The organism is Cupriavidus cauae, assembly GCF_008632125.1.
In the GTDB taxonomy this organism is placed as follows: Bacteria; Pseudomonadota; Gammaproteobacteria; order Burkholderiales; family Burkholderiaceae; genus Cupriavidus; species Cupriavidus cauae.
Genome location: NZ_VWRN01000030.1, coordinates 110,525 through 132,150, shown reverse-complemented (window position 1 = coordinate 132,150; position 21,626 = coordinate 110,525). Strand labels below are relative to the sequence as shown.

Annotated in this window: 12 protein-coding genes; 6 read left to right on the top strand and 6 right to left on the bottom strand. The window is 68.5% G+C overall.

Features of this window, described 5'->3' with window-relative positions; translation table 11 throughout:
* Positions 1-136: 136 nt before the first annotated feature.
* Positions 137-1,126 carry a TRAP transporter substrate-binding protein gene (locus tag F1599_RS10550; protein WP_149318946.1) on the bottom strand — a complete coding sequence of 330 codons (990 nt, stop codon included), beginning with the start codon at positions 1,124-1,126 and terminating at the stop codon, positions 137-139.
* A gap of 209 nt (positions 1,127-1,335) precedes the next feature.
* Positions 1,336-2,697, bottom strand: a complete 1,362-nt coding sequence (locus tag F1599_RS10545) for an amidase (protein WP_150083038.1) — start codon at positions 2,695-2,697, stop codon at positions 1,336-1,338.
* 468 nt (positions 2,698-3,165) lie between these two features.
* Between F1599_RS10545 and F1599_RS10540 the strand changes: the two genes are divergently transcribed.
* The 6 genes from F1599_RS10540 (at position 3,166) to tssA (ending at position 13,952) form a co-directional block, all read left to right on the top strand.
* On the top strand, positions 3,166-3,774 hold the full coding sequence (locus F1599_RS10540; protein ID WP_149318850.1) for a winged helix DNA-binding protein: 609 nt from the start codon (positions 3,166-3,168) through the stop codon (positions 3,772-3,774).
* 136 nt (positions 3,775-3,910) lie between these two features.
* A complete protein-coding gene (locus F1599_RS10535; protein WP_150083036.1) occupies positions 3,911-7,561 on the top strand; it encodes a hydantoinase B/oxoprolinase family protein in 3,651 nt (1,216 codons plus the stop codon).
* A gap of 335 nt (positions 7,562-7,896) precedes the next feature.
* Positions 7,897-11,943 (top strand): phosphoribosylformylglycinamidine synthase, encoded by a 4,047-nt coding sequence (gene purL / locus F1599_RS10530; protein WP_150083034.1) that lies wholly within the window; start codon positions 7,897-7,899, stop codon positions 11,941-11,943.
* A 177-nt stretch (positions 11,944-12,120) separates the two neighbouring features.
* The gene (locus F1599_RS10525; RefSeq protein ID WP_149318848.1) at positions 12,121-12,378 is read left to right on the top strand and encodes a type II toxin-antitoxin system RelE family toxin; all 258 of its coding nucleotides are present in this window, start codon (positions 12,121-12,123) and stop codon (positions 12,376-12,378) included.
* Positions 12,375-12,752 (top strand): helix-turn-helix domain-containing protein, encoded by a 378-nt coding sequence (locus F1599_RS10520; protein ID WP_150083032.1) that lies wholly within the window; start codon positions 12,375-12,377, stop codon positions 12,750-12,752. Before F1599_RS10525 ends, F1599_RS10520 begins: the two co-directional genes overlap by 4 nt.
* Positions 12,753-12,854: 102 nt before the next feature.
* Entirely contained in the window at positions 12,855-13,952 is a 1,098-nt protein-coding gene (tssA, locus tag F1599_RS10515) for a type VI secretion system protein TssA (protein WP_149318846.1), read from the top strand.
* Between the two features lie 160 nt (positions 13,953-14,112).
* Here the strand turns inward: tssA and F1599_RS10510 are convergent, their stop codons facing one another.
* The 4 genes from F1599_RS10510 to F1599_RS10495 form a co-directional block, all read right to left on the bottom strand.
* Positions 14,113-14,913 carry an OmpA family protein gene (locus tag F1599_RS10510; protein ID WP_265632348.1) on the bottom strand — a complete coding sequence of 267 codons (801 nt, stop codon included), beginning with the start codon at positions 14,911-14,913 and terminating at the stop codon, positions 14,113-14,115.
* A gap of 2 nt (positions 14,914-14,915) precedes the next feature.
* Complete coding sequence (tagF, locus tag F1599_RS10505) at positions 14,916-15,941, bottom strand: type VI secretion system-associated protein TagF (RefSeq protein WP_149318845.1); 1,026 nt, start codon at positions 15,939-15,941, stop codon at positions 14,916-14,918.
* The gene (gene tssM / locus F1599_RS10500; RefSeq protein WP_150083030.1) at positions 15,938-19,915 is read right to left on the bottom strand and encodes a type VI secretion system membrane subunit TssM; all 3,978 of its coding nucleotides are present in this window, start codon (positions 19,913-19,915) and stop codon (positions 15,938-15,940) included. Before tssM ends, tagF begins: the two co-directional genes overlap by 4 nt.
* 153 nt (positions 19,916-20,068) lie before the next feature.
* Entirely contained in the window at positions 20,069-21,571 is a 1,503-nt protein-coding gene (locus F1599_RS10495) for a hypothetical protein (RefSeq protein ID WP_150083028.1), read from the bottom strand.
* Positions 21,572-21,626 lie beyond the last annotated feature (55 nt).

Genomic DNA, 21,626 nt, shown 5'->3' with positions numbered 1-21,626 from the left:
GAGGGCGATGCCGCGCCGGTGTCATGCTGCCGTCCCCGCGAGGGCGAGGACCAGCTGTCTCGTCGCGAGCCGCTGTCGTCCCTGCCTTCGCAGGGACGACGGGAATCACGGGCTGGCCGGCACCACCTTGTTCGCCTTACTTGCGATACGCCGCGATGATCTCCTTGCCCTCGGGTCCGGCCTTCTTTTCCCACTCGGCCAGCAGCTCGTCGCCGATCTTCTTCATGTCGGCCTGCAGTTGCGGCGTGGGCTTGACGATGGTCATCTTGTTCTTGGCCAGCGTGTCGAGCGATTGCTGCGTGTATTCGCGCATCCGCTGCCAGCCACGGGTCTCGGCCGCCTGCGCGGCCTTCAGCAGCGCCTCTTGCGACGGCTTGTCGAGCTTGTCGAACTCGCGCTTGTTGACGATCACCATGTTCTTCGGCAGCCAGGCGTCCACCGTATGGAAGTGCGACAGGCTCTCCCAGACCTTGCTGTCGACGCCGGTGGCGCCCGACGACATGAAGCTGTCGACCACGCCGGTGGCCAGCGCCTGCGACAGCTCGGCCGCCTGGATCGTCATCGGCTGCGCGCCGACCGCCTGCGCGATGCGCGTGGTGGCCGGATTGTAGGCGCGCCACTTCAGGCCCTTCATGTCGGCGCCCGAGCGGATTTCCTTCTTGGCGTAGATGCCCTGCGGCGGCCACGCGACCGCATACAGCAGCTTGATGCCCTGGCGGTCCAGCAGGCGGTCGATCACCGGGCGCTGCGCCTGCCACAGCTTGTACGAGGCATCGAAGCCGGTGGCGAGGAAGGGCACCGCGTCGACGCCGAACAGCGCGTTCTCGTTCTCCAGCAGCGACATCAGCACCTCGCCTGCCTGGGCCTGGTTGCTCTGCACCGCGCGCTTGATTTCGTTGGCCTTGAACAGCGAGCCGTTCGGATGCAGCGTGATGGCCAGCTTGCCCTGCGTGGCGGCGCTGACCTCCTTGGCGAACTGGTCCAGGTTGACCGTGTGCGGGTTGTTGGCCGGATAGCCGGTCGGCAGATCCCATTTGACCTGGGCCTGCGCCAGCGGCGCCATCGCGAAGGCGCAGGCGAGCAGCCCGCACGCAGACATCGACTTCAGCAATCCCTTGCGCTGCATCATTTCTCTCCTGGTTGTGTCTTTACCGCGTCGTTGCGCGTCGTCTTTGCGCCTGATCGGTGCGCTTGATCGGTGCGCTTTATCGTTGCGCTCGATCGTTGCGCGCGCGTGCGTGGATCTTGCGCCGCCAGCGGTGGCTCGTCCACTGGGTCGTCCACTAGGTTGTCCTGCAGGTTGTCGCGTGCCGTCACCCCGTCCGGGATCCCGGCTCAGGCCTGCGGCCCCGGCGCGAGCACGGCTTCCAATGCAAGCGCCGTGCCCAGCAGCGGCGCATCGCGCATCGGGCCGTGCGCCAGCATCAGTCCGACCGGCAGTTCGTCGGGCTGGTGGCACGGCAGCGAGATCGCGCAGCCGTCGAGGAAGTTGATGGTCGAGGGATTGCGCAGCAGCAGCGCATTGGTGCGCGTAAACAGCGCGTCATCGGCGACCAGCGGCGCGATCGGCGGCGCCACCACCGGCACGGTGGGGCAGGCCAGCGCGTCGTAGCCTTCGAGCCGCGCCATCACGCGCGCGCTCCAGGCGGCGCGGGCGCGCACCAGATCGACATAGTCGGCCGCGCCGATCGCGGCGCCGCGATCGATGCGGGCCGCCACGCGCGGGTCGTACAGCGCGCGCCGCGACGCCAGCGTGCCGCGGTGGATCGCATAGGCTTCGGCCGCGGTCAGTCCGCCCTGCGCGTTCAGCGTCGACAGTTCCAGCAGCTCGGGCAGGTCCACATGTTCGATCTGCACGCCGGCGGCGGACAGCCGCCCGAGCGTGCGATCGAAGGCGCGCGACACGGTCTCGTCGAGATCGTCGAGCAACAGCTGGCGCGGGACCGCCAGCCGCAGCGCGCCGGCGGCCTTGCGCACGGGGACCAGCGCCTGGTCCGCGATCACGCCGTCGACCAGCACGCAGTCGGCCACTGTGCGCGCCATCGCGCAGGCGGTATCGAGCGAGAAGGACAGCGGAAAGGCGCCCGTCAGCGGCACGCGCCGGGCGGTAGGCTTGAAGCCGGTCAGGCCGCACAGCGCGGCCGGGATGCGGATCGAACCGCCGGTATCGCTGCCCAGCGCCGCGACAGAGAGGCCGAGCGCCACGGAGGCCGCGGCGCCCGACGACGAGCCGCCGCAGATGCGCGCCACCGCGCCGTCGTGCGGATTGACCGGCGTGCCGTAGTGCGGGTTGATGCCGACGCCGGAGAAGGGGAACTCGGTCATGTTGGTGCGGCCGACCAGCGCGGCACCCACCGCGCGCAGCCGTGCGACGACCGGGGCGTCTTCGCTTGCCGGCGCCGCATCGGCGCGTGCCGTCGAGGCGGCGCGCGTGATTTCGCCGCCGATATCGAACAGGTCCTTGATCGATACCGGCAGCCCGGCCAGCGGATGCAGCGGCTTGCCGGCGAGCGCCGCGGCATCGGCGGCCTGCGCTGCGCTGACGGCGGTATCGAAGCTGGTCTGCAGCAATACCGCCTGCGCCGCCGGTTCCCTGGCACGTGCCTGCGCCTGCTGCAACAGCGCGGTGCGCGAGAGCCGGCCATCGCAAGCCAGTCGGTTCAGCGTGTCGATATCGGGAAGCAGTGTGGCGGGCATCGTCATCGGGTGCAGGCTCGGGCGGTGAGATCGGGCGGTGAACAACGTCGGAAACGAGTCGGAAACGGTAATGCGCATCGAGACCGTACGTTCGCTGCAAGCAGACAACGATAAGGCAAACAATGCAGACAAGGGAAAGCGTGAAGACGCAGGCAGGCGCGCGCCCTGAATGTCGTTGCCGCTTGCCCCGCGACAGTGCGCGGCGCGCCGGATGCCCAGGATTCGTGCGCGAATTGCGCACGGAAGCGGTCGCTCCAGTGCCGCGCAATCCCCATCGTTACCGGGTACTCATGCTCATAATTTGTCGATAAACTGTCAAGCTGAAATTACCGCCGCGGCCTCCGGGAAATCCCTAGACGGCGCCCGTGATCGAAGATTCGCGATCAGGAATCCGCGATCCGCAAACCACGCGATCCGCGACGCGCCAAGCCGTTCGTTCTCCGCTGTCCCACTGCAGGAGTCCTGTCCATGGCCCGAAAGCCGAGCCGCCGCGACGATGTTGCTTCTCCCGACATGCCTTCCGCCGTGGTGGTGTCCACCGATGCCGCGGCCGCCGAAGGTGTCGCGCGCCAGGCCGGCGCCGGCATCGTGTCGTCCGCGCATCTGGTGTCGTCGCGCAGTCCCGAGCTGTCCGAATTCGAGTTCGGCCTGAACACCGCCTACAACGCCTACAGCCGCTGGGTGGTGCGCTGCATGGGCGCGGCCGGCGTACGCGACCTGACCTTTCTCGACGTGCTGGTGCTCCACCACGTCAACCACCGCGGCCGCGCCAAGCGGCTCGCGGACATCTGCTTCGTGCTGAACGTCGAGGATACCCATCTGGTGACCTACTCGCTGAAGAAGCTGCAGGGCATGGGCCTGGTTGCCGGCGTGCGCGTCGGCAAGGAGGCGACCTACAGCACCACCACGGCAGGCACCGAGGCGTGCGCGCGATATCGGGAAATCCGCGAGCAATGCCTGACCAGCAATATGACCCCGGGCAGCGCGGAGAACGCCGAGATCGGCGAACTGGCACGGCTGTTGCGCGTGCTGACCGGGCTGTACGAGCAGGCGGCGCGTTCCGCGACGTCGCTGTAGCGCCGCACGAATTCACCGCGTCGAGTTCGCGTGCGGCTGCACGCCCGACGACGATCCTCATTTCCTTCCGAGGTACTTCCGCGTGTCCCATTCCGAGTCGCAAGCCACATCGCAGTCCGCCGCATCGCAGTCCGCTTTGCAAGCCGAAACGCAAGCCGAAACGCAAGCCGCCACGCCCGACCCACGCTGGCAGTTCTGGATCGATCGCGGCGGCACCTTCACCGATATCGTCGGCCTGCGCCCGGACGGCACCGTGGTCACGCACAAGCTGCTGTCCGAGAACCCCGAGCAATACGCCGATGCGGCGGTGGCCGGCATCCGCCATCTGCTGGGTCTGGCCCCGGGCGAGCCGATCACGCCGCGCCTGGTGTCCGCGGTGAAGATGGGCACCACGGTGGCCACCAACGCGCTGCTCGAGCGCAAGGGCGAGCCCACCGCGCTGTTCATCACGCGCGGCTATCGCGACGCGCTGCGCATCGCCTACCAGAACCGGCCGCGGCTGTTCGACCTCAACATCGTGCTGCCGGAGCTGCTGTATCGCGAGGTGGTGGAAGTCGACGAACGCATCGGCGCGCATGGCGAGGTAGTACAGCCGCTGGACGAGGCGGCGCTGCGCGAACAGATGCTGCGCGTGCGGGCCGACGGCATCCGCGCGGTGGCGATCGTGCTGATGCACGGCTATCGCCATGCCGATCACGAGGCCCGCGCCGCCCGGATCGCGCGCGAGCTCGGTTTCGCCCAGGTCTCGGTGTCGCACGAGGTATCGCCGCTGATGAAGCTGGTGCCGCGCGGCGACACCACGGTGGTCGACGCCTACCTGTCGCCGATCCTGCGCCGCTATGTCGAGCAGATCGAGCGCGAGATGCCGGGCGTGAACCTGCAGTTCATGCAGAGCAGCGGCGGCCTGACCGATGCGCATCGTTTCCAGGGCAAGGATGCGATCCTGTCGGGACCCGCCGGCGGCATCGTCGGCATGGTGCGCGCCTCGCAGCGCGCCGGCTTCGACCGCATCATCGGCTTCGATATGGGCGGCACGTCGACCGATGTGTCGCACTTCAGCGGCAGGCACCCGAACGACTTCGAGCGCGTGTTCGAGACCAGCGTGGCCGGCGTGCGCATGCGCGCGCCGATGATGAGCATCCATACGGTGGCGGCGGGCGGCGGCTCGGTGCTGCATTTCGACGGCAGCCGCTATCGCGTCGGCCCCGATTCGGCCGGCGCGAATCCCGGGCCGGCCAGCTATCGCCGCGGCGGCCCGCTGGCGGTGACCGACTGCAACGTGATGCTCGGCAAGATCCAGCCTGCGCATTTCCCGGCGGTGTTCGGCCCGCGCGCCGACGCGCCGCTCGATCGCGATGCCGTGGTCGCGCGCTTCGAGGACCTGGCCGCGCAAATCGCCGAGCAGACCGGCGACCGCCGCACGCCGGAGCAGGTCGCCGAGGGCTTCATCGAGATCGCGGTCGGCAACATGGCCAACGCGATCAAGCAGATCTCGGTGCAGCGCGGCCACGACGTGACCGGCTACACGCTGACCACCTTCGGCGGCGCCGGCGGGCAGCACGCCTGCCTGGTGGCCGATGCGCTGGGCATGCAGACCGTGTTCGTCCATCCGCTGGCCGGCGTGCTGTCGGCCTACGGCATGGGCCTGGCCGACCGCACGGCGATGCGCGAGCTGTCGATCGAGGCGAAGCTGGACGAGGCCGCGGTGCCGATGCTGGCGCAGCGGCTAGATGCGCTCGCGCAGCAGGCGCGCGACGAGCTGCTGGAGCAGGGCGAGGACGCCGGCCGCATCGAGGTGCTGCGGCGCGTCCATCTGCGCTACGAAGGTACCGATTCGGCGCTGGTGGTGCCGTTCGGCGACGCCGCCGCGATGCGCGCCGGCTTCGAGGCCGCGTACCGCCAGCGCTATGCCTTCCTGATGCCCGACAAGGGCCTGATCGTCGAGGCGGTCTCGGTGGAGGCGGTCGGCGTCGCGCAGGCGCCGCAGGAGCGCCCGCCCGCGCCGGCGCCACGGGAAGGTCCGCCGCAGCCCGCCGAGACGGTGCGCATGTTCAGCGGCGGCGCCTGGCACGAGACCGGCCTCTACCGGCGCGATACCCTGCGTCCTGGCGACCGCCTCGCCGGTCCGGCGATCATCGCCGAGCAGAACGCCACCACGGTGGTCGAGCCCGGCTGGCAGGCCCTGCTGACCGAGCGCGACCATCTGGTGCTGACGCGCGCGGTGCCGCGTCCGCAGCGGCGCGCAATCGGCACCGAGGCCGATCCGGTGATGCTGGAGGTCTTCAACAACCTGTTCATGTCGATCGCCGAGCAGATGGGGCTGCGGCTGCAGAACACCGCCTACTCGGTCAACATCAAGGAGCGGCTCGACTTCTCCTGCGCGATCTTCGACGCCGAAGGCAATCTGATCGCCAACGCGCCCCATATGCCGGTGCATCTGGGCTCGATGGGCGAGAGCATCAAGACCGTGATCGCGCGCAATGCCGGACGCATGAAGGACGGTGACGTCTATGTGCTGAACGACCCGTACAACGGCGGCACCCATCTGCCCGACGTGACGGTGATCACGCCGGTGTTCGATGCCGACGGCCGCGAGGTGCTGTTCTACGTCGGCTCGCGCGGCCATCACGCCGATATCGGCGGCATCACGCCGGGCTCGATGCCGCCGGACTCGACCGTGGTCGAGGAGGAGGGCGTGCTGATCGACAACTTCCTGCTGGTCGATGGCGGCGTGCTCGACGATGCGGGCATGCGCGCGCTGCTGGCCGGCGCGCGCTACCCGGCCCGCAACGTGGACCAGAACATGGCCGATCTGCGGGCGCAGGTCGCGGCGAACGCGAAGGGCGTCGAGGAGCTGCGCAAGATGGTGGCCCACTTCGGCCTGCCGGTGGTGCGCGCCTATATGGGCCATGTGCAGGACAACGCCGAGGAAGCGGTGCGGCGCGTGATCACGGCGCTCAAGGACGGCAGCTATGCCTATCCGCTCGACAATGGCGCGCAGATCCGCGTGCGGGTAACGGTGGACCGCGAGCGCCGCGAGGCGACGGTCGATTTCACCGGCACCTCGGACCAGCTGCCCAACAACTTCAATGCCCCGCGCGCGGTCTGCATGGCCGCGGTGCTGTATGTATTCCGCACGCTGGTCGACCAGGACATCCCGCTGAACGCCGGCTGCCTGAAGCCGCTGCATGTGGTGATACCGGAAGGGTCGATGCTCAATCCGCGCTATCCGGCCTCGGTGGTGTCGGGCAATGTCGAAACGTCCTCGTGCATCACCAACGCGCTGTACGGCGCGCTCGGCGTGGTGGCCGCGAGCCAGGGCACGATGAACAATTTCACCTTCGGCAACGCGCGCTACCAGTACTACGAAACGATCTCGGGCGGCAGCGGCGCCGGGGACGGCTTCGACGGCTGCGACGTGGTGCAGACGCATATGACCAACTCGCGCCTGACCGATCCCGAGGTGCTGGAGTGGCGCTTCCCGGTGCGGCTGGACAGCTACGAGATCCGGCACGGATCGGGCGGGACGGGGCGCTGGCACGGCGGCAACGGCGGCGTGCGCAAGGTGCGCTTCCTCGAGCCGATGACGGCGTCGATCCTGTCGAACAACCGGGTACATGCCCCGTTCGGCATGGCGGGCGGCGAGCCGGGCGCGACGGGCCGCAACCGCGTGATTCGCGCCGATGGCAGCGAGGAGACGCTGCCCCACGTGGCGCGCACGGAGATGGGCGTGGGCGATGTGTTCGTGATCGAGACGCCGGGAGGCGGGGGATACGGGGTGGCGTAGGCCGGGCGGGGGCCGTTGCCCTCTCCCTCTGCCCCCTCTCCCGCAGGCGGGAAAGGGGAGCCCCGGGCGGCTTGCGACAATGACAGATTGGTCTGCTGGTTTTCTCCCCCTGTCCCGCACGGCGGGACAGGGGCCGGGGGAGAGGGCAGCCCCGGTGCGCCGATCCCCCAATCCCCCCAATCCGCCCGATACTGCACTGCAAGAAATCCCCCTCGGCAGGGTACAATAGCGGTTTTCGCCGGCGCCGCCCGGCTGGCTTGCGGCCCGTCCGGCCGGACGCCACGGCCGGGTCCCGGCCGCAGTCCCACCTCCATCGCCCTCCGACCGCTCAGATCATGGCGCATTTCTCGTGCTTCCCCGGCGCATTGGCCCTGTCGGCCTTCCGCCAGCAACGCCTGCTCACCGCCCTGCAACAGATCGACACCGACATCGAGTCGGTGCACGGCCAGTTCCTGCACTTCGTCGACACCGACCAGCCGCTGGACAAGGGCGATACCGACCGCATCCGCGCATTGCTGACCTATGGCGCGCCGTTCGCGGAGCAGCCCGAGGGCGACCGCTTCGTCGTGATTCCGCGTTTCGGCACGATCTCCCCGTGGGCCAGCAAGGCCACCGATATCGCGCACAACTGCGGCCTGTCGCATGTGCACCGGATCGAGCGCGGCATCGAATTCACGGTGATCTGCAAGAAGGGCCTGCTGCGCGGGCGCAAGACGCTGGACCCGCTGACGCGCGACGCCGTGGCGGCGCTGCTGTTCGACCGCATGACGGAGACCGTGGTCGCCACGCGCGACGCCGCGGCCGGGCTGTTCGACGAACTGCCGGCCAAGCCGCTGCGCTTCATCGACCTGGCGGGTGGACGCGCCGCGCTGGCCGAGGCCAACATCGCGATGGGCCTGGCGCTGTCCGAGGACGAGATCGATTATCTGGTCGATGCCTACGCGAAGCTCGGCCGCAACCCGACCGACGTCGAGCTGATGATGTTCGCGCAGGCCAACAGCGAACACTGCCGCCACAAGATCTTCAACGCGACCTGGACCATCGACGGCGAGGAACAGGACAAGTCGCTGTTCGCGATGATCCGCAACACGCACCAGCTGAACCCGCAAGGTTCGATCGTCGCGTATTCGGACAACTCGGCGGTGATGGAGGGCGATGTCGCGGAACGCTGGTTCCCGCGCGGCGACGCGCACCAGTATGGCCGCCATCAGGCGCTGACCCATACGCTGATGAAGGTCGAGACGCATAACCACCCGACCGCGATCTCGCCGTTCCCCGGGGCCTCGACCGGCGCCGGCGGCGAAATCCGCGACGAGGGCGCGACCGGCCGCGGCGCCAAGCCCAAGGCCGGCCTGACCGGCTTCACGGTGTCCAACCTGATGCTGCCCGGCGCGGTCGAGCCGTGGGAGAACGCGCGCGACGCCGCCCAGCCGCTGGCCTTCCGCAATCCCGACGAACGGCCGGCGGTGACCGGCAAGCCTGAGCGCATCGCCTCGCCGCTGCAGATCATGATCGAAGGCCCGCTGGGTGGCGCCGCCTTCAACAACGAATTCGGCCGCGCCAACCTGGGCGGCTATTTCCGCGTCTACGAGCAGAACGTCGGCGGCACCGTGCGCGGCTACCACAAGCCGATCATGATCGCCGGCGGCATCGGCAATATCGACGCCTCGCATACGCACAAGGAGCCGCTGCCGGCCGGTTCGCTGCTGATCCAGCTGGGCGGCCCGGGCATGCGCATCGGCATGGGCGGCGGCGCGGCCAGCTCGATGGCGACCGGCGCCAATACCGCCGACCTCGATTTCGACTCGGTCCAGCGCGGCAACCCGGAAATGGAGCGGCGCGCGCAGGAAGTGATCAACGCCTGCTGGCAGCTCGGCGACGAGAACCCGATCCTGTCGATCCACGACGTGGGCGCGGGCGGCCTGTCCAATGCCTTCCCCGAAGTGGTCGACGGCGCCGGCCGCGGCGCGCGCTTCGAGCTGCGCCAGATCCATCTGGAAGAGTCGGGCCTGTCGCCGGCCGAGATCTGGTGCAACGAATCGCAGGAGCGCTACGTGCTGGCGATCGCGCCGGACAGCTTCCCGCGTTTTGCCGCGATGTGCGAGCGCGAGCGTTCGCCGTTCGCCGTGGTCGGCGTGGCCACCGAGGAAAAGCAGCTGCAGCTGGTCGATGCCAGCGTCGATCAGGCGCTGAAGGAGCACTACGCGGTCGACATGCCGATGGACGTGCTGCTTGGCAAGCCGCCGCGCATGCATCGCGACGTCAAGCGCGTCGAGCAATCGCTGCCGGCGGTCGATGTCACCGGCATCGCGCTGGAGCAGGCGGTGCGTGACGTGCTGCGCCACCCGACCGTCGCCAGCAAGTCCTTCCTGATCACGATCGGCGACCGCAGCGTCGGCGGCATGAACGCGCGCGACCAGATGGTCGGCCCGTGGCAGGTGCCGGTGGCCGATGTCGCGGTCACCACGCTGGACTACCAGGGCAAGGCCGGCGAGGCGATGACGATGGGCGAGCGCACCCCGCTGGCCGTGATCGACGCCCCGGCATCGGGCCGCATGGCGATCGGCGAGGCGCTGACCAATCTGGCCGCGGCCCCGGTCAAGGACCTCGGCAAGGTCAAGCTGTCGGCCAACTGGATGGCTGCCTGCGGCGTCGAGGGCGAGGACGCCAGGCTGTACGACACGGTGCGCGCGGTCGGCATGGAGCTGTGCCCGGCGCTGGGCATCAGCATTCCGGTCGGCAAGGATTCGCTGTCGATGCGCACCAAGTGGGACGATGCGGGCGTGGCCAAGGAAGTGGTCGCGCCGGTGTCGCTGATCATCTCGGCGTTCGCCGCGGTCGACGACGTCAACCGCACGCTGACGCCGCAGCTGCGCACCGACCTGGGCGATTCCGTGCTGATCGCGATCGACCTGGGCCGCGGCAAGAACCGCCTCGGCGGCAGCATCCTGGCGCAGGTCACCCAACAGGTCGGCGACAGCGTTCCCGATGTCGACGACGCGGCCGATCTGCGCAACTTCTTCCACGCGATCCAGCGCCTGAACCGCGAGGGCAAGCTGCTGGCCTATCACGACCGCTCGGACGGCGGGCTGATGGCGACGCTGGCCGAAATGGCCTTCGCCGGCCATTGCGGCCTGTCGCTGAACGTCGACATGCTGACGCTCGATCCGACGCAGGAACAGGACTACGGCGACGCCAAGAACTGGGCCCAGCAGATCGCCGAGCGCCGCAACGACCAGACGCTGCGCGCGCTGTTCTCCGAAGAGCTGGGCGCGGTGATTCAGGTCAAGCTCGAGGATCGCGACGCCGTGTTCGCCGCGCTGCGCGAGGCCGGCCTGTCGGCCTGCAGCCATGTGGTCGGCAAGCCCAACGGCAGCGACCAGATCGAGATCTACCGCGACGCCAAGAAGGTGTTCGGTGCTCCGCGTGCCGAGCTGCAACGGGTCTGGAGCGAGGTCAGCTGGCGCATCGCCCGGTTGCGCGACAACCCCGCGTGCGCCGACAGCGAATACGAGCTGCTGCTCGACGCCGCCGACCCCGGCATCACGCCGAGCCTGACCTTCGATCCGGCCGAGGACATCGCCGCGCCGTTCATCGCCAGCGGCGCCAGGCCGCGCGTGGCGATCCTGCGCGAGCAGGGCGTCAACTCGCAGATCGAGATGGCGTACAGCATGGACCGCGCGGGCTTCGATACCTACGACGTCCATATGAGCGACCTGATCGCGGGCCGCGCGAAGCTGGACGACTTCGTCGGCTTCGTCGCCTGCGGCGGCTTCAGCTACGGCGACGTGCTGGGCGCGGGCGAAGGCTGGGCCAAGACCATCCTGTTCAACGGCGCGATGGCCGAGCAGTTCGCGGCCTTCTTCAACCGCACCGACACCTTCGCGCTGGGCGTCTGCAACGGCTGCCAGATGATGAGCAATCTCGCGCCGATCATCCCCGGCGCCGGTGCCTGGCCGAAGTTCACGCGCAACCAGAGCGAGCAGTACGAAGCGCGCTTCGTCACGGTCGAGGTCCAGCAATCGCCGTCGATCTTCTTCGCCGGCATGGAAGGCAGCCGCATCCCGATCGTCGTCGCGCACGGCGAAGGCTACGCCGACTTCTCGCAGCAGGGCGACAAGAGCAAGGTCGACGTCTCGCTGCGCTTCGTCGACAACCGCGGCGCGGTGACGCAGACCTACCCGCTGAACCCGAACGGCTCGCCGGACGGCATCACCTCGGTGACCACGGTCGACGGCCGCTTCACCGTGCTGATGCCCCACCCGGAACGCGTGTTCCGCACCGCCACGATGAGCTGGGCCCCCGACGCCTGGAAACAGATCCCCGACGGCGCCAGCCCGTGGATGCGCATGTTCCGCAATGCGCGGAAGTGGGTGGGGTAAGCCGTTCCGGTTCCGATTCCGGTTTCGATTCCGGTTTCGATTCCGGTTGAGGTTCGTTTGAAGCAGAAGGCCCGCGTGATGCGGGCCTTTTTTTGCTTTGTCGGGGCGACACGAATCGTCACCTTTCCGTAGCTAACTTTATTAGCTACAATATTAGCTGGCCGCTAACATGCGGCCATGTACTCCGTCGAATTCACCAAACAGGCCGCCCAGGCGCTGAGGGCAATGCCGACGAACATGGCCGTCAATATTCGGGCAAAGATAGAAGCGCTTGCCGCCGATCCTTTTGCGCCGAATCGCAACGTCAAGAAACTGGTAGGCCGCGACGGCTACCGCTTGCGCGTCGGCGACTGGCGAGTCTTGTATCAGATCGAGGATGGCCGGCTGGTTATCGTGGTGCTGGCTGTAAGACCACGCGGAGGTGCATACCAATGACCCAGATCCAATTCATCCAGCGCGACGGCAAGCCGGAGTTTGCCGTCGTACCCATCGAGGTATGGGAGCGGGTCAAGCATTTGATGGAGGACCTGGACGATGTAGCCCTGTTCGACCGTGCGAAGTCGCAGGACGACGGCTTTCGTGTTCCGGCGGCCGTACTGGACGCCGAACTGGCTGGAGACCATCCCGTAAAGGCGTGGCGCGACTATCGCCGGCTGACACAGGATGCACTGGCCAACGCCGCGGGCCTGAGCAAGCCCTATCTCAGCCAGATCGAGAGCCGCAAACGGGGCGGCAGCATCGATGTGTTGCAGAGCCTTGCCGATGCGCTCAACGTACCGATCGAACTGTTGCTCGAACGACGCGACTGAGTCTTCCAATGCGGCATCCGTTTCCGCGGCGATGGCTTTGGCATTGGTTGTCATGATGTCCACGCGCTACACTACCCGCCATTCCATTTCCTGCGGGCTGATATGGCGACTCTCTCCTTCGACCGTTTGCTGCAACCTGTTCCGGGCGACGACCCTTGCGGCGAGGATCTGCTGTTCTCGGCCGAATTCGACCGCATTCAGGAGGCGCGCCGTTTCGACGATCCCTCGCTGGACCAGGGCGAGTGGGTGACCGAGTTGAAGGAGGCGGACTGGCGCCAGGTGGTCGAGCTGTCGACGCGGCTGCTGTCCGAGCGGACCAAGGATCTGCGGCTGGCGGTGTGGCTGACCGAGGCGCTGGCCAAGACGAGAGGATTTGCGGGCTTGCGCGACGGTTATACGCTGGCCGCGCAGCTGTGCGAGGCGTTCTGGAGCGGCCTGCATCCGCGCGCCGACGAGGAAGACCTCGAATATCGCACCGGCAGCGTGGCCTGGCTGGCGACGCGCTCGCGCCAGCTGATTCGCGAGATTCCGCTGGTCGACGAGGCCGCCGGCGGCTATGGCTATGTCGACTGGGAGGTCGCGACCGCGCTGACCGAGGCGATCCGCCGCGATCCCGATCACGCCGACGAACTGGCCGAAGGCAAGGTCACGCAGGAAGCGTTCGAGGCCGCGCGCAAGGCGACGCCGGCCGACTTCCATGTCGCGCTGCTGCAGGACGTGGTGTCGTGCCAGCAGGCGCTGGCCAGGCTCAGCGATGTGCTCGACGCCAAGGCGGGCGAGCATGCGCCGAGCTTCCGGCAGGCGCGTGAAGCGCTGGAGGCCGTGCGGGCGCTGGTCGAGCGCTTCGTCGGCAAGCCCGCCGCGCCGGCTGCCGGTGCGAACGAGGCCGGGCAGGCGGCCATACCTACCGCAGTCGGTCGTGCCGAAGCGCCCGCCGTCAGCGGGCAGGGCGCGGCCGCGGTCAGCGGTCCGATCCGCACGCGCCAGCAGGCCCTGGCGCAGCTGCGCGAAGTCGCCGATTTCTTCCGCCGTACCGAACCCCACAGCCCGGTCGCGTACCTGGCCGCGCGCGCGGCCAAGTGGGGCGAGATGCCGCTGCACGCCTGGCTGCGCACCGTCGTGAAGGACGACGCCACGCTGTCGCAGATCGAGGAATTGCTGGGCGTGATGCCGGACGCGGAGAGCGATTCGAGCCATTGAAGGAGACGGCGAGGCAGACGCCACGCCGACACCGTCGTCCCAGAAAGACGGTGGGGGCAAACACCCCGCCGAAACCGTCGTCCCCGGAAGTCGTGGGCAGGCGCCCCCGACACCGTCGTTCCCGCGAAAGCTGGGACGACACAGCCAGTGCCGCCAGCCCTTACTGACTCGCCCTGAACTCGATGCGCCGATTGCGCGCCCGGTTCTCTTCCTTGTCGTTCGGCGCGATCGGCTGATCCGGTCCCACGCCGACCGCGGACAGCACCGACGGTTCGATCCCCTTGCCGGCCAGATAGCTCTTGACCGTCTCCGCCCGCGACTGCGACAGCGCCAGATTGAGCGCGCGGCTGCCCGAATTGTCGGTGTGCCCGACGATCTCGATCTTTCGTCCCGACAGCTTCGGCAGCACCGCCGCCATCTCGTCGAGAATCACGCGGCCCTTCGGCGTCAGCGTGGCGCTGCCGGTCTCGAATTCGATGATCCGGTTCGCCAGCGTGCGGTCCAGCAGATCCTGCCCCGAGGCCGGCACGCGCAGGCCGTTCTTGACCGTATAGTTCTGGCCCAGCCCGCTCGACATCGTGGTGGCGATCTGCTGCCGCTGGCCCTCGTCGGCGACATCGCCGTACAGCGCGATCTGCGTGCCGTCAATGCTCAGCTGGCCCCGTTTGACCTGCTTGATCTGCGGCGACAGCACCTTCTGCACGTTGGCGGTCCAGTTCGGTGGCGACACCACGCCGCCGACCTCGATCTGATCGACGACATTGGCCGCGCCATACAGCTCGCGCAGCCGCGCCAATACCTCGGCCTTGGTGGCCTCGTCCGGCACCGCGCCGCCGGCCACCACGCGGCCTGCCGCTGCATCCGCACCGGCAGGCGTCTGGGCGGAGGCGGGCGCCGCCAGCAGCCAGGTCAGGGCCGTCGCCAGCGCAACAGCGCGGCAGGCCGGGAAAACCGAACGCATGATCATTCTCCGATGAAGACTTCGCGGAAGGTGTCGAGTGCCGCGCGCAGCGACAGCTGCGGCTGCTCGAGATAGCTGGCCAGCTTGGCCACGCCATAGCGCGAGCCGGCATGCTGGTCCACCCACTGCGGGTCGTCGATGTCGATATTGACTTCGCCGTACGCCAGCGGCGACATGATGCCGTGCAGCGTGCGCGACGAGGCCCCGTTGAAGCCGATCACCAGCCGCTCGCTGCGGCCGCGTTGTCCTTGTCCCTGTCCCGTGGTCTCGTTACCCACGCGGCCGAGGAACAGCGACAGCTCGAAGTCGCCGCGCTTCAGGAAGCCCGACACCAGGTCGAGCCAGAAGCTTGCCACCAGGCTGCGATAGACGGGGTCGGACGGCAACGGCAGCGTCAGGCCCTTGTCCAGCCGCGACGTGCCGGCGCTCATCACCGGTTCGAGCAGGATGCCGAGCGCGACCAGCGTGCGGCGCAGGCACAGCGTCTGCCCGTCGGCGCGCAGCATCTGCTCCAGGCCGGCCACGGTTTGGAATTCGATGAAGTCCTTGAAGCTGGCGTCGTAGGCCTGCGCGCCCGCGCCGATCTCGACCGCGAACTGGGTCTGCGCCAGATTGCGCAGGCCCTCGGCCGGATCGGCGGCGGAGACCAGCTCCTGCATCTGATGGCTGGCGCGCGTCCACAGCCGCGTCAGCGCCAGCGGGCTGCGCGCGATGAACGGCAGCGGCTGGTCGATTTCCAGCGCGGCGGCGGCGAGGAAGGGGAAGCGGCGCGACGACTGGTCGTTGCTGGCCATCACCGTGCCGGCGATCGCCAGCCGGCTCTGCGAACCGAGGAAGGCGAACTGGACCGGCTGCCACGCGTCATAGACCGTCTTCCAGCCCGGGTCCTCGGCCAGCATCTCCATCGCCTGCGACAGCCAGCGGTCGAGCGTATCGAGCAGCTGGGTCTGGTTCGGACTCTTGACGAAATCCCCGCGCGACGGAAGCTTGCCGAAGTACGCGAGCTGCAATTGCGCTGCCTGGCTCATTGCGCACCTCCTGCACGCACGGGCGCGCCAGGCTGCGCACCTGACTGTGCGACGGGCGCCGAGGCGGCGGGGGCCGGCTGCGCCGCCTCCGTGGCGGTGACAGGCGCCGACGCGTCGGCGATCGCGGGCGGCAGCTTCAGGCCGCGCAGGCCCTGTCCCTGCGGCGAGTCGGCCGCGGCCGTGGTGGTCTGCGGGCTGCTGACGATGCGCAGCGCCACCGCGACGGTGGTGCCGCCCTGCGTCCACGACAGCTCGAACGCGCCATCCGGACGGCGCTTGCGCGAGGCCGTGGCGATCAGCCGCTCCAGGCCGAAGCGGCCCGGTTCGCTGAGCACCTCGACGGTGCGGCCATCGAAGGTCGTCGCGGTGATGCGCGCGCCTGGCGTGCCCTGCGGATTGGGCCAGACGAAGTTGGTCCACTGCGGCGGCGTATTGCGATAGCGCAGCTGCTGCCCGTCGATCTCGATCGTGTACTCGGTGGTGCCGGCCGCCGGCGACGGCAGGATCTGGAACACGGTCTGCGGGGCGGCAGCGGCGGCACCGCCGGCACCGGCCGCCGCGCCACCTGTCAGCGGCGCGATCCAGCGCGTGAAGTTGGTGGTGAACTCCGGCGCGAAGGTCACGCCCAGATCGCCCCAGGTGCGCGCGGCGATCATGTCGCCACGGCGAACCGACAGCGGCCCGATGGTCGTGCCGGCGAACTTGGCGATGGCGCCGTCCGGACCGAACACCTGGCCGATCTCGGCCGCGCTGGCCTCGATCTTGGCATCCGAGGCAAACGGGTACTTGGTCGCCAGCGTCTGCATGAAGGGCTGGTAGACCTGCGCGTTCCACACCTTGTTGATCTCCACGCTGGCAGGGCGGATCGTCACCGCATACGACTGCAGCAGCGGACGCACCAGCAGCGGACGCAGCGTCTGGCGCTGGCTGTCGGTCATGCCGGTCAGCATCTGCTCGTCGACGTACTTCAGCGCGTCGGCCAGCTCGGAGCCGTTGCCGTCGAGCGTCTGCTGCATCAGCTGGCGCGCGCCGGGGCCGGGGTCGCCCTGGTTCTTGATGGTGTTGAAGCGCGTGCGGACCTTCGACAGCGCCTCCATATAGCCGCGCAGCAGCGAATTGTTGTCGCGCATCACGGCGATCTTGGCCAGGCCCGAGAACTCCTTGCCGACCGGCCCCATCGGGATGTTGCCGGCGTCGGACGCGGAGGCCAGGCTCGCGCTGTCGACATTGACGCTGACGCCCGACGGCGTGCCGCGCGAGACCCAGCGCTTGAACCATTCGATCACGCCGGTCTTGGCCTGCTTCAGGCCGGCGTTGACGATCGACGGGTTGTCCCACGAGGTCTGCTCATAGGCGGCGTCGAACAGCTTGCGGATCGGCGAGTTGACCGGATCCCCCAGCAGGTTCATCGCGGTCACGGCCTGGTCGAAGCTCTTGAACTCCTGCACGGCCACGCCCTGCATGAAGCGCTGCCACTCCTTGGCGTATTCGTTCTTGTACATCGACACCAGCGTCTTCTGGATCTGCTCGGGGCTGCCCTCGAGCGTGAGGTCGTCGCGGGCGGCGACGTTCAGCACCCAGTCCTTGCTCTGCAGCTCCTTGCTGGCCGCCTCGCGGATGGCCGGCTGCACGTATTGCAGCCAGGCTTCCCGGGTGAAGGTGCCGGGCACCGCGTAGCTGCCGGCGACCACCGTCGCGCCGGCGTCGCCGACGATGCGGGCCACCGTCATCGGCGCGAAGCGGGTGGCCGCGCGCGCCTTGATCTCGGCATAGGCGCGCTCGCGTGCCGGCATGCCGCGCACCACGCGGCGCAGGTTCTCGCGGGTCTGGTCGATCAGCGACAGGTTGCTCTCCAGCAGCGGCCAGTTGTCGTCATTGACGCGCGCCAGGTAGAACGAAATGTTGCGCTCGGCCGCGCGGATCAGCTGCTCGCGCGGCATGCTGCCGCGGTTCTCCTCGAGCCAGCCGCGCCAGAAGCGCGTGACCTGGTCGGTCAGGTGCGCGACTTCGACATGGCGCTTGTCCGCCAGCATCAGATAGGTCTTCAGCGCGTTGTAGGCGTCCTCGACGTTGGTCGGGGAGGCATCGGCATAGCGCTTGGCGTTCGGCGATTCGGTGTTGAGGGCGGCCGTCATGTCGGCCGCCGAGGGTGCCGTCGCGGCGATTGCGACCGCCGTAGCCGTAGCGGGGGCGGTCGCTGCCGCCGCGCTTGCGCCAGCCGCGCCGGCCTGGGCCGAGGCCGGCACCACCGCGCCATTGGCGGCCGGGGCACGCACGTTCTGCGCGAGCTGGTCCGGATGCGCGTTGACCTCGGCCAGGAAGCGTTCGATCGACGTGCCGACGGGCTTCAGCATGACCTGGCGCAGGCCGTTGTAGTACTCGTCCAGCAGCTTGTGCTGCAGCGTATCGCCCTGATAGAGGCCAAGCGACAGCGCGATCGGGTGGTCGGCGCGGAAGCGCTCCAGCTGCTCGATGCGGTCCTGCAGGATATCGAGCGCCTCCAGCCGCGATTGCAGGTCGATGCGGTTCTGCTGCAGCTTGACGATCTTGTCGAGGTCGGCCTGCACGTTGGCCGTCAGCTGCCGGTTGCCGATGAACGACCAGGTCCACCCGCCCAGCAGCAGGCCCAGCACCAGCACCAGGCCGAAGAAGGTGACGAAGCGCATCCGCGTCTTGGCCGGGCTCGAGAACTGGCGCACGGTCTTGCGGTCGGCGAACACCACCTTGGAGAACAGGTCGCGCAGGAAGAAGCCGTTCTTCGAGAACACCTCGCGGCTATGCGCGGCGCTGTCGAGCTTCAGGCCGAAGCGGCGCGCGATCCGTTCGGCGGAGGCGCTGGTAGTGCTTGCCTCCTGCACCGCGCTGGTGAAATAGAAGCCGCGGAACACCGGCTTGTACTGGAACGGATTCTCGTCGAACAGCGTCACCAGGAAGGCGCGCAGCGCCGGCTTGATCGACGCGAATTCGAGCGGGAAGCTCAGCAGCCCCGGCGACAGCTTGCCGTTGCGGTGCTGGGCGATCTGCGCCACGCTGATTTCCTTCAGGCCGTCGTACAGCTCGTCGAAGCGCTCGTCGAACATCGCGGCGGCATCGCGCTTTTCGCCCGGCTCGAAGGGCAGGGTGGCGCCCCAGACGCGGTCGCGCTCGTGCTTGTCGCTGTCGCCGAAGAACTCGGTGAAGCCGGTGATCAGGTCCGCCTTGGTGAACATCACGTAGACCGGCGCGAACACTTCAAGCCGTTCGGTCAGTTCCTGCACGCGCTGGCGCAGGTTCTTGGCCAGCTGGATGGCGAACTCGGGGCGGTTCTGCGTCAGCTCGGGAATGCTGACGGTGACCACGATGCCGTTGATCGGCGCGCGCGGACGGTAGCGCTTGAGCAGGTCCAGGAAGCCGAGCCATTCCTTGCGGTCTTCCTCGTGCACCGAATAGCGGCCCGCGGTATCGAGCAGGATGCCCTCGGTGGTGAAGAACCAGTCGCAGTTACGCGTGCCGCCGATGCCGTGGATGATCGCGTTGTTCTTGTCGGCGAACGGGAATTGCAGGCCCGAGTTCAGCACCGCGGTGCTCTTGCCCGCCGCCGGGTTGCCGATCACGATGTACCACGGCAGTTCGTACAACGCCTCGTTGCCCGACAACTGGCCGAGCTTGGAGGTCTTGATGGTCTTGACCGCATCGACCAGCCGCGTACGCAGGGCTTCGACCTCGCCACGCTTTTCCTGCGGCGCTTCCTGGGCGGCCGCATTCGCCTGCTGCTCCAGCAGCGCGCCGAGCTTGCCGCTGGCTTGTCGCGCGCGATAGTGCCGCCACGCGAAGGCGATCAGCCACGCCACCACCAGCAGGCCGAGCACGATGCCGACCCAGGTCAGCCCGACCTCGAAGGTATCGGCCGCCAGCAGCAGGAAGAGCGTCAGCGCGACGACGCCTATCACGGACAGCGTGCGCGTGTTGGTCAGGAAACTGAGGAATCGGTGCATGTTGGCCTGCGGTTTGCGAATGCGTGTGCTGGTTCTGGTGCGTTTGCTGGTGCGTTTTGCTTGTGCTTGCCTGGCTTGGGCTTCGGCTTGTTCTGGCTTGTTCTGGCTTGTTGGTGCTGGTTCGTGCTCGTTCGTGCTTGGCGAAGATGTCCGCTAGGCGGTGGCCGGCGGCACCACCGCGATCGCCCCGCGCTGCTGCGGATCGGCCGCGGTCAGCGCCAGCGCCGGGCCCCCGCGCTCGGCGCACTGCTGATGGGCGAGCACGATGGCCAGCAGCGCGCCGGCATTGCCGGTGTGTCCGCAAGCGGTGCCGACCGGCAGCAGGTCCGCGCTGACGTCGAGCTCACTGAAGCGTTCGGAGAACACGCGTGCCAGTTCGACGGTGCGGACCGGATGCGGGCTGATGTCGGCGGTGACCACGACGGGCTGCGGCGCGGGCGCCGGCTCGGCGGCGGACGCTTCGGGCTTGTCGTCCTTGTCGTTGGCCTGGGCCTTGGAGCCGTCGGCAGGTTCGGCCAGCAGGCCCAGCGTCTGCGCGATCGCTTGATCCAGCGCCGCGGTACGCGGCTGGCCCTTGTCGGGAGTCGGCGCGTCCAGCCGCGTCAGCGTGGCGCGGACGATCGATGCCGGCGGCGCGTCCTGCGCGAGCATCGCGGCCAGCGGTCCCTGCGGCGGATACAGCAGGATGCCCGCCGCCGCCTCGGAGGGCGCGACGCCGTGCTCGCATTGGGCGCTGAACAGCCGGTTGGTCGCGCGCAGCCGGTCGATCGCTTCGGCGCCGATATGCGAATCGGCGGCGATCACGCCGCGCAATTCGTGGGTCGGTTCGCGATGCAGCGCGAGGATCGCGCGATCGACCTGCACCATCGCATCGCCGTCGCCCTTGGCGGTCAACGTCTCCATCGAGATCCGCTCGATCGGCCACAGCCCGGTCAGGCGGCCGCGCACGTATTGGCCCGCGGCCGCCGCCATTGGCGCCTGCCAGCGCTCCGGCAGCAGCAGCGTCAGCACCAGCCGCGGCGGCTCCTCGGCCTGCGGCGCCGTGGGTGTCTCGTCGGCGGAAGGGAAGTACAGGCCGGGATATTGCTCCAGGACCTGGGCCACCAGCCGCTCGGCCACGTCGCTGGCCAGTGCGACGGTCCGCACGGCCTCGTCATTCCACGGCAGATCCGCGAAGGCCTGCTCCAGCGCCTCGCGCGTGCCATCGACATCGATGTCCTCGGCGGGCGCGGCGAAGATCGGCATGCCATCGCGCAGCACGTCGACCACGTCCGGCCGCTGCTGCTCGGCGGTGGCCGCGGCGGTGGCGGCCGTGTCGCCGCCCTTGGCGGTATGCAAGGCGGCGCCCAACACCAGCGCGCGCCAGCGGCGGCTGGGGTCGTCGTCGGGCACGGCGCCGTCCGACGGAGCCACGCCATCCTGCGCGGCGGCCGGCGTGCTGACCGCGGCGGCGACATTGCGGCGGATACCGTCCAGCGCGCGGCGAATGACCAGATAGCCCGCGATCATGCCGGCCGGCAGCAGGAACAGATGCGTGACGATATCGGTCGTGGTCGGCATCCGGTGGATCGATTGCCACCACAGGATCGTCGCGGTCCAGACCAGCGCGAAGACGGCAAACAGGATCAGGCCGGAACGGAACAGGCGTGCAAGCATGGTGTCGGGGAGGGTCGGCACAGGGGGCGCAACAGCGCGGCAGCGGAACGGCGCC